We start from the raw sequence: 11,452 nt of genomic DNA, 5'->3' as shown, positions 1-11,452 counted from the left end.
GAGCCAGCCATGGCGCAGCACCAAGGAACCGACGCAGTTCACGCAGGGTACAGTCCGAGCGGAGAGTTCCGGCCGATGCTGCCACCGCTGCATAATTGCGCGGCCTACCAGTTCGCCTCGCATGCCGAGGCGATCGAGAAGTTCGCGTTGCGCCAGGCTGGCTTCACCTACTCACGCACCGGCAACCCGACAGTCTCCATCCTGGAGCAACGGGTTGCCACCTTAGAGGGTGGCGCGCACGCGGTCGCCACGGCCACCGGGCAATCCGCCGTGGCCCTGTCCCTGCTGGCCCTGACCCAGGGAGCCAAGCATATTGTCGCCTCTGCCTCGCTCTATGGCGGGACCGTGGATCTGCTCACCGACACCTTCGCCGACTTCGGCATTCGCGTCTCCTTCGTGGACCAGGGCGACTTAGCCGGCTGGGAAGCGGCCATCGAACCTGAGACCCGGGCCTTCTTCCTCGAATCGGTCTCCAATCCGCTGTGCACCGTCGCCGATCTGCCAGCCATCGCGGCCATTGCCCACCGGCACAACATCCCGGTGGTGGTAGACAATACGCTGGCCACCCCGGTCAACTTTAAGCCGCTGGAATTCGGCGCGGACATCGTGGTGCACTCTGCCACCAAGGCACTGGCCGGACACGGTGCGGTACTGGGGGGACTCATCGTGGACTCCGGCCGCTTTGACTTCACCGACGCCACCCGCTGGCCGCAGCTCGCCGCACCGCGGGACCGGCTGAACGGTGCCTGTCTGCTGGACCGTCAGGGCCCGGGCGCCTACACGATGCTGGTGCGCTCCAAATTCCTGCACGATCTAGGGCCGGCCCTTGCTCCGGCCAGCGCGCAAGCGATACTCAGCGGTATTGAAACCCTGGCCGTCCGCTCCGCCCACGTCGGCCAGAGCGTGCAGGTGATCATCAAAGCTTTGAGCGCCCACCCGGGAGTCAAGGCTATCCACCACCCCTCACTGCCCACCCATCAAAGCTATGCGCTCGCCGGGCGGCTGGCGCCTCGGGGCACCGGCTGTGTACTGGCCATTGAGCTGGCCGACGAGGCGTCGGTCTCCGCGGTGATCGATGCGCTGGAACTGATCGCCCTGGCCGCGAACATCGGCGACACACGTTCGATGATTGCCCACCCCGCCACCATGACCCACTGCCGGCTCTCGGCCGCGCAACTGGCCGCCGCCGGATTAAACGCCGCCGTGCTGCGCCTGTCGGTCGGGCTCGAAGACCCCGCGGACCTCATCGCCGATCTCACCCGCGCACTGGATAGCGCGATCGCCGCGCCTTCGGAACTGACCCAAGGAGTTTTCTCATGAGCGGCTTTAATACCCTTGCCGTGCACGCCGGACAGCATAAAGATCCGGCCACCGGCGCGGTCATCCCACCGATCTACCAGACCAGCACCTTCATCCAGGACGGCATCAACGTGCTGCGCGCCGGACATGAATACTCGCGCGGATCCAACCCCACCCGCAATGGCTTCGAAGAACAACTGAACGCGCTGGAACGCGGGGCCGCCGGGTTCGCTTTCGCCTCCGGAATCGCCGCCGAGGATGCGCTGCTGCGGGCGGTGCTCGCCCCGGGAGACCACATCATCTTAGGCTCCGACGGATACGGCGGCACCCACCGGCTGGTCAACAATCTGCACCGCAAATGGGGAATCAGCGCGTCCACCGTGGAGCTGACCGACCTGACCGCGGCCGCCGCGGCCCTGCGTCCCGATACCGCGCTGATTTGGGTGGAAACCCCATCCAATCCGTTGTTGAAGATCGCCGATCTCAGTGCTTTGGCCAGCTTGGCCCGCGAGCACGGGGCGCTGCTGGTGGTGGACAACACCTTCGCCACCCCGTACCTGCAGCGCCCGCTTGACTTCGGCGCCCACGCGGTCATCCACTCCACCACCAAATACATCGGCGGGCACTCCGACGTGCTCGGCGGCGCGGTGATTGTGGCCGACTACCTGCACCGCGGCCAATCGCTGGCCGAAGCGGTGGGTTACCAGCAGTTTGCCGGCGGTGCGGTGGCCGGCCCGCAAGATTGTTACCTGGCCGCCCGCGGACTGAAAACACTGGGGCTGCGCATGGAACGGCACTGCGCCACCGCGCTGGAGCTGGCCCATTGGCTGCAAGCCAGGCCCGAGGTCTCCCGCGTCTACTATCCGGGGCTCGGATCCCACCGCGGCCACCGGTTGGCCGCCACCCAGCAATCGGGTTTTGGCGGCATCATTTCGCTGCAGCTGGCCGGCGGGGAGCACGCCGCGCGCACGTTGGCCCAATCCATGGAATATTTCCAGCTGTCGGTCTCCCTGGGCGGGGTGGAATCACTGGTTTGCTATCCGCGGGAGATGACCCACGCCTCTACCATTGGCACGGCCCAGCAGATTCCGGCCGATCTGGTCCGCCTCTCCGTGGGCATCGAAGAGCCCGCGGATCTCATCGCCGATCTCACCGCGGGGCTGGCCGCCGCCGGCTGCGCCACTTCCTCCACCACATCGTCCGCCACCGGGAACCTGCCACGCTCCGCCATGGCTTCGGCGTAGTTATCCACATTCGTCAGCAGCGTCAGCAGCGTCAGCCGGACACCGGGCAATGGCACCATGCTGTTTTCATGACAGCATCCATGAACGAAGCCTTGAGGCAGCTGGCCGACGCGGCCAAGCTGGTCGCCTCAGCCACGGCAGCGCTCGCCGCGCCCGATCTACCGGCCGGGCACGCCGCCTGCTTCGCGATGCTTACCGAACACCTCGGGCAACAGCTCACCCGCGCGCAGATTTATGCCGCCGAGGCCGCACGCCGCACCGGTGCGCACAAACTCGACCAAGAATCTCTGCAGGCGATCAGCGACGCGGGGTCTGACCCCTCAGCGCAGGAACTGTCCGCCGCGGCGGGACGCACCACCCGCGGACGCACTCACTTTAAGCACACCGCGGACTTCTTGCATGGCTGGTTGCGCATCCCGTTGTCCACCGCGCGGGAGCGTTTGGTACAGGCCGATTGCCTCGTCGCCGGGGTCAACGATGCCGGCCAGATCACCGGACCTTGGCTGCCTGCACTCGCCCGGGAATTTAGCGACGCGAACACAGACCCCCGGCTGGTGGTGGCCGCTTCCAAGAAGATCCATGCCGTGCGCAATGACCTGGGTCAGGACCACGTGCGCGAAGCGGCGAAGACCAAACTGCAGTCCGACGCGGTTCACTTCATCAAAAACGAGCCGGAGACCGCACGGAAACATCTGTCGGAGCTGGTGGCCGAGGTCAAGTCCGGAACCCGGCAGATGAAGGCGCTGCTGGCGGAAATCGGCTTCTTTAAGGTCGGCACCCGCAACGGACTGGTGGAATACCTGCTCCGCGTACTGCCCTCCCAGGCTTCGGTGATCGAGGCATTCCTGCAGCAGCTGAATAACCCGAAGACGATCGCCGGAAATCGCGACGCGCTCCGCGATCTGGATTCGGAGCTGACCGGAGAGCCAACCAGTCAATGGGATGATGTCCACTGCATGCCTGACTGGGCAAGGGATGAGACCATGCAGACCGAGGAAAACACACAAACCGACGAGACCTGCGACGCAGAGCTGCCATCACCCACCGCAGAACCGGCGGCCGGCACCGTGCCACCCGCGCAATTGAATCCGCCATGGGAAAATCTGAGCCCCGAGCGTAGACATCTGATCGGGTTCATGGCGTTGCTGATGGTTGACCGCACCGGATCAGGGGGTTCGCCGGGGAAGCAACCCGGGCTTGCCACCGCGCAGGTGAGCATCATCATGGATTACGAGAAGATGCTCGAACGCGGCAAAGACTTCGCGGTGACCTCCTCCGGCTTTGCCTTATCGGCGGGTGAGACGCGCGCGGCGTTATGCAACGCGGGAGTGTATCCATTGGTGCTTAACGGCAGGAGTCTTCCGCTGGATTTGGGCCGGATTCAAAGGTTGTACACCAAGGCGCAGGGGCGTGCGATCCGTGCCGCCTACCGGGGCTGTTCATATCCGGGGTGCAGTATGCCTGCCGAAAGCTGCGAGCTGGATCATTTGGATGCGTGGGAAAAGGGTGGCAATACCGACATCTGCTCCGCGGACCTGGGCTGCCCGGTGCATCATATTGAACGGCACTGCGGCTTGTTCCACGCGGTAAAAATTCCAGGGTGCCGTCCGATGGTGTTGCTTTCGAAGGAGCTCGATCCCCAGCAGCGGCTGCGGGTGAACACATTTTTCCTGACACCCGATGAGGCGTTGGCGGCTAACAACTTGGCCGATTCCATGACCAGGCTGTGGCGTGCGGGGAAGCTCGACGTGGAAATAGTCGACCCCTAAACCTTCGATCATTTTGAACCGCCACGGGTGAGCGGCCCGAAGCGCGCGGCTCTCCCGGTCTTTAGGGCCTTGCCGGTGACGAAGTCCAAAAAATCATGCGGATACTAACAGGCTGAACGCGGTAAGTTTGATCGTTTTGCCGTCACAATTGGCGTATAGGTGATCAGTTTGTCAAAATTGACCCATGTCTCCTGATCGTCCTGTTCACTCAGTACCCGAATCCTCCCAATCACCCCAAACACACGGAAAAACCGAATCGGCCGGGGAGGAACGCAGCGCCAAAGTTGCCGTCACCCTCTTCCCGCTCCTGGTGCTAGCCGGCGGCGCCATCGCCCTGCTCACCCCCGAGACCTTCGCCGGTTTCTCGAAGTTGATCAACCCGTTGCTGATGCTGATCATGTTCGGCATGGGGCTCACGCTCACCTGGCCGGACTTCGCCCTCGTGGTGCGTAAGCCACTGCCGGTGATCCTCGGGGTGATCGCGCAATACGTGATCATGCCGCTGCTGGGTCTGGCCATTTCGATCCTGCTTCAGCTGGACCCCGCCCTGGCTGCCGGCGTGATTCTGGTCGGTTGCGCCCCGGGCGGCACCGCGTCGAACGTCGTTACCTATCTGGCCAAGGGGGATGTCGCACTGTCGGTCACGATGACCTCGATCTCCACGCTGCTGGCGCCAATCTTCACCCCACTGCTCACCCTCTGGCTGGCCGGGCAGTACCTGCCGGTGGACGCTGGCACCATGGCCCTGTCCATCGTGCAGATCGTGCTCATCCCGGTAGTGCTCGGGTTGGTATTGCGCGCGGTCATTCCGCGCCTGGTCAACGCGGTTCTCCCGGCCCTTCCGTGGGTATCGGTCATCGCGATCACCGGCGTAGTCATCATCGTGGTGGCCGGCAGCTCTGCGGCCATTTTCAGCGCTGGACTGCTGATTCTGCTCGCGGTCATCTTGCATAACGCCGGCGGTATCGCCCTAGGCTATGGCACCGCAAAACTGTTCAAACAGCCGATCGCCAGCCGACGCACCATGGCCATCGAGGTCGGTATGCAGAACTCGGGCCTCGCCTCCGGACTGGCTAAGCAATTTTTCACCCCCGAGGCGGCACTTCCCGGTGCGGTGTTCTCCGTCTGGCACAACCTCTCCGGCGCGCTCATCGCAGCATATTGGCGCCGCAGCAGCGCCAAGCAGGCGCAGCGTCTTGCAGCGGAGCAGCAACCGGCAAGGTAGCTGAGAACATACAACTAGCGCCGGCCCCCACTCGTGGGGGCCGGCGCTAGTCAGCTCGGCGTAAGGTTATTTTGTGATCAGGTCGTTCGGGTAACGGACTCCCACGGACTCACGGATCGTATCGAAGAGCTCCATGGTTTTGACCGAGTCGCTCCAGGGCATTGTGGGGGACTCGGTGAGACCCTGCTGAATGCAGCGCGTCGCCTCACGGAATTCGTACCCGTAATTTTCACCCACCGCAGCGAACTCTTCAACCCGGGCTGGCCCGGACGCCGGGTGAATGAACAGCTTGCTGGCGTTATGCAGTGGCGCATTGGTAGCGAGCCATCCGGCCGAGCCGACCACGCGTGCCTGCTGCGGTGCGGCTCCGTTCAGCGTTACCATGAGTTGCGCGTGGGTTCCGGCGGCATAACCCAGGTTGATCGCGGTCTGCGTATCGACCCCGTCGTGGTTCAGCTGCGCCACCGCTTGCACCGAATCCGGGAATCCCAGCGCACCGATAGCCCACGTCAGCGGGTAAACCGCTAAATCCAGCAGTGCCCCTCCACCGGCGTTCGAGTCAAAGAGCCGGGACGCTGGATCGTAGTCGGCGCGGAATCCAAGGTCCGCTTGCACCCAGCTGATCTCACCCAGTTCGCCGGATTCGATGATCGCCAGCGCCCGCGCGAAGACCGGGGTGAACCGTGCCCAGAGCGCTTCCATCAGGAACAGTGAGCGTTCTCCGGCAAAGTTGACAAGCGTGCGAGCTTCGGCGGCGTTGATGGTCAGCGACTTCTCGCACACCACATGCTTTCCGGCGGCCAGCGCGGCCATCGCTATTTCAAAATGCTGCCCATGCGGGGTCGCAATATAGACGACTTCGACCTCGCTATCTGCCAGCAGATCCTGATAAGAACCGTAGGCCCGATCGATGCCATGCGCATCGGCAAAGACGCGCGCCTTCACCGCATCACGCGAGGATACCGCGCAGACATTTGCATCTTCCAAAGCCTGCAGGTCTGCCAGAACCTTGGAGACGATCCGCCCGGTGGACACCACTCCCCAATTCAGGCTCCGCCCGGTAGCAGTACTGGAGGGTGCAGCTCCCGGCTGGGCGACGGGAGGCGTGGGAATATGGGAGTTCACGTGGGTACGATCCTTTGGCTAGCGGTGGGGAAATGAGCGTCAATGCTAGGAAGCGTTGGCGGCCAAATGTTTGGCGGCAAGCACCAGATAGTGTTCGGCATTGACGTTCAGGCTGCGCACTTCCTCGTCACTCAGTTCGCGGCGCACCTTCGCCGGCACTCCGGCCACCAGCGAGCGCGGCGGAACCTGTGTCCCTTCGAGTACTAGCGCACCGGCGGCAACCAACGATTTTTCGCCGATGACCGCACCGTTCATGATGGTGGCGCTCATTCCGACCAGGCAGCCATCGCCCACGGTGGCGCCGTGCACCACCGCACTATGTCCTACCGATACCCCGTTGCCGATGGTGCAGGGGAATCCCTTGTCGGCGTGCAGCACCACATTGTCTTGCAAGTTGGTGCCCGATCCGACTCGAATCGGAGCGGAATCGCCACGCACCGAAACGCCGTAGAAGGCGCTCGCTCGGTCGCCAAGTTTCACATCGGCGCTGAGCGCCGCGGTCGGGGCAAGGAAAACATCGGCGCCCACGGTAGGGGTCGCGCCGTCAAGAGTGATTATGTGAGCCATGGCACCATCCTATCGAACCCCCGCCACCGTGAACGAAAGCTAGGAGAAGACGATGGTGCGCTGCCCGTCGAGCATGACCCGGTGCTCGGCATGCCACTGCACCGCGCGGGACAGCGTGCGCCCCTCCACACTGCGTCCCAAGGTCACCAGCTGTTGCGGGGTGCGCGCGTGGGTGACCGAGGTGACTTCCTGATCGATGATCGGGCCTTCGTCCAAATCCGCGGTCACATAGTGCGCGGTCGCGCCGATCAGCTTCACCCCGCGGGCATGAGCCTGGTGGTATGGCTTAGCACCCTTGAAGGAGGGCAGGAAGGAGTGGTGGATGTTGATGACCCGACCGGACATTCGCTCGCACAACGCGTCGGAAAGGATCTGCATGTAGCGCGCCAGCACCACCAATTCGATATCGTAGGAATCGGCCAGAGCCAGCAGCTCCGCCTCGGCCTGGGACTTATTGGCCGCGGTCACCGGCAGGTGCACAAAGTCGACCCCGTAAAAGTCTGCCATCGGCTTCAAATCCAGGTGGTTGGACACGATCACCGGCACCTCAATGGGCAGATTCCCGGCACGCTGGGCAAAGAGCAGGTCGTTGAGCGCATGCCCGGCCTTGGAGCACATGATCATGGTGCGGGTGCGTTTAGCGGCATCATCGACCCGCAGTGACATCACAAATTCTTCACGAATGGGAGCCAAGGCGGCACGCACCTGGGCCAGCGACTGTTCGGTGGCCACCTCGATGCGCATAAAAAAGGTGTTCGAATCCGGGGACTCATACTGCTGGGATTCGGTGATATTGCAACCAGCACCCAGCAGCCCGCCGGAAATAGCATGCACGATGCCCGGTCGGTCAATACAGGAAAGGGTCACGATGTACTGGTTACTCATGGTTCGAGGTTAACCTGCGCGGGCATCGGACGCCGAATCGGTGCGGGTTCTGTTTTCTCCGTTCGCGGTGGGCACGAGCCCAGACTGGCTGGCATCCGCGGCTGGTGCCGCCGGTCAAGGCTCAGACCGGCCGGGGAGAAATCACATTTTTCCTGCTTCATTCACCGGTGCGCATCTGGTGATCTTGGTTAGACTTGTGAAAAGAAGCATCGTGACTGGCGTGAGGTGGAGAACCACCGGGGAGCGAGCAACCTGCACTGAATACGGACCGCGCGCCTGGGTCTGGAACCGATCAGCATCGTGAGCCTGCCATTTTCTGCGCGGGCCACCACGGAAGGAACAGCATGAGCGCACGCATTCTCGACGGCAAGGCGACCGCAGCGACGATCAAGGCGGAGCTGACTCAGCGCGTCGCTAAGCTCAAGGAGCAGGGCCACCGCACCGGATTGGGAACGATCCTTGTGGGCGATGACCCCGGCTCGAAGTGGTACGTCGGCGGCAAGCATAAGGACTGCGCCGAGGTCGGGATCGAATCGATCCGCGTGGATCTGCCCGAGGAAACCACCCAGGACGAGCTGCTTGCCCAGGTGCGCAAGCTGAACGAAAACCCGGACTGCACCGGCTATATCGTGCAGCTGCCCCTGCCAAAGCACATCGATACCGATGCCATTCTTGAAGCGATGGACCCGGCCAAGGACGCCGACGGCCTGCACCCGATGAATCTGGGCCGGCTGGTCGCGAATGTCAACCGTCCGATGACCTCGCCGCTGCCGTGCACCCCGCTGGGCTGCGCCGAACTGGTCTCGCGCCACGGTATCGACCTGAACGGCAAGCATGTGCTCGTGCTGGGCCGCGGGGTGACCATCGGACGCCCGGTGGGGCTGCTGCTCACCCGCCGCGACGTGAACGCAACCGTCACCTTGGCGCACACCGGTACCACTAACTTGCCGCAGCTGCTTGCCCAGGCCGACGTGGTCATCGCCGCCGCGGGCGTGCCGCATATCATCAAGGCCGACGCCATCAAGCCCGGCGCCATCGTACTGGATGTGGGAGTTTCCCGCGTGGACGGCAAGGTGACCGGTGACGTGGATCCGGCCGCTGCCGACGTTGCCTCATGGATTTCCCCGAACCCCGGCGGCGTGGGCCCGATGACGCGCGCAATGCTGCTGAACAACGTGGTCGAGGCAGCCGAGCGCAACGCGGCGAACTAAGCTGAGCCCGCAGCAGCGCTACTGAGCCCGTGCCGCCATTCCCGTCCCGATGGACCATGGCTGCACGGGTTTGTGCACTAAAGCCGTCCGCTGAACTGCCTACGCGGCACCGGCGCCGGAGTCTAGGTATTTCCCGGAGCGTTTCCGCCAGGATTGTCCACTAAACCAGACTGGTAAGCGATCACCACCAGCTGCGCGCGATCTCTGGCATTCAGCTTCGTCATGGCGCGTTGTACGTGGGCGCGTACGGTGAACGGGCTCAGGTACATCCGATCGGCGATTTCGATGTTTGACAGGCCAGTGGCGGCTAAAGCTACCATCTCCCGTTCCCGCGGGGTCAGCTCGGCAAGCTGCGCGGGTTGCCGCCCTGGATCAGTGCGGGGAGCCGCGAGAAAACGTTCCACCAAAGAACGGGTCGCGGCTGGCGAAAGCAAGGTGTCGCCCCGGGCAATCGTGCGTACCGCCTCGATCAGCCCGTCGGCGTCGATGCCCTTGCCGATGAACCCGCTGGCACCGCTGCGCAGGCCTTCGGCGACGTATTCGTCAGTTTCATAAGTGGTCAGGATCAAGACACGGCAAGCAGCTAGTGCGGGATCTGCGCAGATCTCGGCGGTGGCACGCAACCCGTCCAGCTCGGGCATGCGGATATCCATGAGCACCACATCGGGGCGCAGCGTCTGGGCCAGGCGCACGGCCTTCGTCCCAGTGCCGGCCTCGCCGACAACCTGCACATCAACAGCCGTTTCCAGCAGCGTCTTGAAAGCGGCTCGCAGCAGCGCCTGATCATCGGCAATGAGGACCCTGACGAGGGTCGAAGGCTCTGGTTTCATCATTGCCCGTTTCGTGTGGTGGGTTGAATCCGGTCCGGATTATCTGCAATATGCAATGGCAAACGCACGGTCACGGCAAAACCTCCTGAGGCAGGCCGCTGGGTGGAAAATTCTCCTCCGACCGCACTGGAACGCTCACCCATGCCGAGCAATCCGTAGCCGGAAGAACGTTGCGGGTCTGTGCGCCTGGCCGGGCCCGGATCGATGATTTTGATTGTCAGCCACTTCGCTTCCCACGCCAACTGCACCTGAGCGGTTTTGGCAGTGGAATGCTTTGCGGTATTGGTCAGGGCCTCTTGCACGACGCGGTAGGCGGTGAGATCCACCGCCGGCGGCAGGACCCGGTCGCTGCCTTCCGAACGCAGTTCGACGGCCAAGCCAATCTGGGTGAACGAGCCGAATAAATTGGACAGCTGCGCGATTCCCGGTGCGGGCTCGGGTGCCTGGCTTTCGTCGTCTTGCTGGCGGAGCAGTCCGACCGCGGCACGCAATTCATCCAAAGCATTTCGCGTGGTCTGTAGTAGGTCTCGCAGAGTGCTGCGCGCCTTGTCCGGTTGAGTGTCGAATAAGCGTTCGGCCACGGCGGCCTGGGCATTAGCCAGCGTGACCTGATGCGCCACCAGGTCATGCAGCTCGCGGGCAATGCGCAGCCGCTCCTCGGCGACTTTCCTGCGTGCTTCGGAATCGCGGGTTTCCTCGGCCCTGCGGGCTCTTTCCTGGATGGAATCCAGATAGGCGCGGCGATGCCGGGTAGAACGGCCCAGCACTCCGGCCATCAGCGGGGCGGCCGCGACCGTTCCCAAACGGCTGGAGTCCTCCCAGGAGATAACGCCCCCGAAGAACAGCATCGGTCCGATGATGAGCACCACCGCGGTGAAGATCAGCAGCCAGCTGGAAGCTCGTTCACTTCGGCTGGTCATCGCGTAGGAAATGACAATGACCGGCGCAATGATCAGCGGGGTCGGCAATAGTCCCAGCGGCGTCACGAGCAGCGCACACACGGTGGCCGCTGCCAACGCAATGACCGGGATCCTGTGCCGGGCCAAGACCAACGCCGCAGATAGTGCGGCCACCACATAGGCCAAGGCACCCGGTGCACCGACCGTATCATCGGCGTGGAAGATGCCACCGAGCAGACAGAGAAAAAACGTCGTCAAGGCAACGGCTGCTTCCCGCAAAGCGGTATTGGAAGAAGAATCCTGGGATTGTTCCGGGACAAGGCGATTCGGGACCGAGGGTGGAACATTCCCCGGGAGCGAATCAGCGGTGTTTTTCCGAGGGAGCATGAGGCGAGGCT

The 11,452-nt window shown here is 63.3% G+C and carries 10 protein-coding genes and 1 riboswitch; of the genes, 5 read left to right on the top strand and 5 right to left on the bottom strand.

Annotated elements, in window-relative coordinates:
• Positions 1 to 9: 9 nt before the first annotated feature.
• The 4 genes from VJ369_RS01090 (at position 10) to VJ369_RS01075 (ending at position 5,537) form a co-directional block, all read left to right on the top strand.
• The gene (locus VJ369_RS01090) at positions 10 to 1,320 is read left to right on the top strand and encodes an O-acetylhomoserine aminocarboxypropyltransferase/cysteine synthase family protein (protein ID WP_324090311.1); all 1,311 of its coding nucleotides are present in this window, start codon (positions 10 to 12) and stop codon (positions 1,318 to 1,320) included.
• Positions 1,317 to 2,543, top strand: a complete 1,227-nt coding sequence (locus VJ369_RS01085; RefSeq protein ID WP_324090310.1) for a cystathionine gamma-synthase — start codon at positions 1,317 to 1,319, stop codon at positions 2,541 to 2,543. Before VJ369_RS01090 ends, VJ369_RS01085 begins: the two co-directional genes overlap by 4 nt.
• A gap of 68 nt (positions 2,544 to 2,611) precedes the next feature.
• Positions 2,612 to 4,312, top strand: a complete 1,701-nt coding sequence (locus VJ369_RS01080) for an HNH endonuclease signature motif containing protein (RefSeq protein ID WP_324090309.1) — start codon at positions 2,612 to 2,614, stop codon at positions 4,310 to 4,312.
• A gap of 184 nt (positions 4,313 to 4,496) precedes the next feature.
• Positions 4,497 to 5,537 carry a bile acid:sodium symporter family protein gene (locus tag VJ369_RS01075; protein WP_324090308.1) on the top strand — a complete coding sequence of 347 codons (1,041 nt, stop codon included), beginning with the start codon at positions 4,497 to 4,499 and terminating at the stop codon, positions 5,535 to 5,537.
• 66 nt (positions 5,538 to 5,603) lie between these two features.
• Here VJ369_RS01075 and VJ369_RS01070 read toward each other — a convergent pair whose 3' ends face one another.
• Genes VJ369_RS01070 through purU form a run of 3 tightly spaced genes read right to left on the bottom strand, consistent with a single transcriptional unit; the run spans position 5,604 to position 8,114 of the window.
• The gene (locus tag VJ369_RS01070) at positions 5,604 to 6,662 is read right to left on the bottom strand and encodes a Gfo/Idh/MocA family oxidoreductase (protein ID WP_324090307.1); all 1,059 of its coding nucleotides are present in this window, start codon (positions 6,660 to 6,662) and stop codon (positions 5,604 to 5,606) included.
• A gap of 45 nt (positions 6,663 to 6,707) precedes the next feature.
• On the bottom strand, positions 6,708 to 7,229 hold the full coding sequence (locus VJ369_RS01065) for a gamma carbonic anhydrase family protein (RefSeq protein ID WP_324090306.1): 522 nt from the start codon (positions 7,227 to 7,229) through the stop codon (positions 6,708 to 6,710).
• Between the two features lie 39 nt (positions 7,230 to 7,268).
• Positions 7,269 to 8,114 carry a formyltetrahydrofolate deformylase gene (gene purU, locus VJ369_RS01060; RefSeq protein ID WP_324090305.1) on the bottom strand — a complete coding sequence of 282 codons (846 nt, stop codon included), beginning with the start codon at positions 8,112 to 8,114 and terminating at the stop codon, positions 7,269 to 7,271.
• Between the two features lie 201 nt (positions 8,115 to 8,315).
• Positions 8,316 to 8,403, top strand: a riboswitch (ZMP/ZTP riboswitch).
• Between the two features lie 55 nt (positions 8,404 to 8,458).
• Here purU and VJ369_RS01055 point away from each other — a divergent pair.
• Positions 8,459 to 9,325 (top strand): bifunctional methylenetetrahydrofolate dehydrogenase/methenyltetrahydrofolate cyclohydrolase, encoded by an 867-nt coding sequence (locus VJ369_RS01055; RefSeq protein WP_324090304.1) that lies wholly within the window; start codon positions 8,459 to 8,461, stop codon positions 9,323 to 9,325.
• Between the two features lie 122 nt (positions 9,326 to 9,447).
• Here VJ369_RS01055 and VJ369_RS01050 read toward each other — a convergent pair whose 3' ends face one another.
• Together VJ369_RS01050 and VJ369_RS01045 are read right to left on the bottom strand one after the other, a co-directional pair.
• A complete protein-coding gene (locus VJ369_RS01050; RefSeq protein ID WP_324090303.1) occupies positions 9,448 to 10,158 on the bottom strand; it encodes a response regulator transcription factor in 711 nt (236 codons plus the stop codon).
• On the bottom strand, positions 10,155 to 11,312 hold the full coding sequence (locus tag VJ369_RS01045) for a sensor histidine kinase (protein WP_324090302.1): 1,158 nt from the start codon (positions 11,310 to 11,312) through the stop codon (positions 10,155 to 10,157). Before VJ369_RS01045 ends, VJ369_RS01050 begins: the two co-directional genes overlap by 4 nt.
• Positions 11,313 to 11,452 lie beyond the last annotated feature (140 nt).

This window comes from Glutamicibacter sp. (assembly GCF_035257265.1).
Classification (GTDB): domain Bacteria; phylum Actinomycetota; class Actinomycetes; order Actinomycetales; family Micrococcaceae; genus Glutamicibacter.
This window is presented reverse-complemented; position numbering and strand designations above follow the sequence as displayed.

Coding starts and splice junctions, on each gene's coding strand:
- VJ369_RS01075 (WP_324090308.1), top strand. CDS start 4,497: ATGTCTCCTGATCGTCCTGTTCACTCAGTACCCGAATCCTCCCAATCA.
- VJ369_RS01085 (WP_324090310.1), top strand. CDS start 1,317: ATGAGCGGCTTTAATACCCTTGCCGTGCACGCCGGACAGCATAAAGAT.
- VJ369_RS01090 (WP_324090311.1), top strand. CDS start 10: ATGGCGCAGCACCAAGGAACCGACGCAGTTCACGCAGGGTACAGTCCG.
- VJ369_RS01050 (WP_324090303.1), bottom strand. CDS start 10,158: ATGATGAAACCAGAGCCTTCGACCCTCGTCAGGGTCCTCATTGCCGAT.
- VJ369_RS01055 (WP_324090304.1), top strand. CDS start 8,459: ATGAGCGCACGCATTCTCGACGGCAAGGCGACCGCAGCGACGATCAAG.
- purU (WP_324090305.1), bottom strand. CDS start 8,114: ATGAGTAACCAGTACATCGTGACCCTTTCCTGTATTGACCGACCGGGC.
- VJ369_RS01080 (WP_324090309.1), top strand. CDS start 2,612: ATGACAGCATCCATGAACGAAGCCTTGAGGCAGCTGGCCGACGCGGCC.
- VJ369_RS01065 (WP_324090306.1), bottom strand. CDS start 7,229: ATGGCTCACATAATCACTCTTGACGGCGCGACCCCTACCGTGGGCGCC.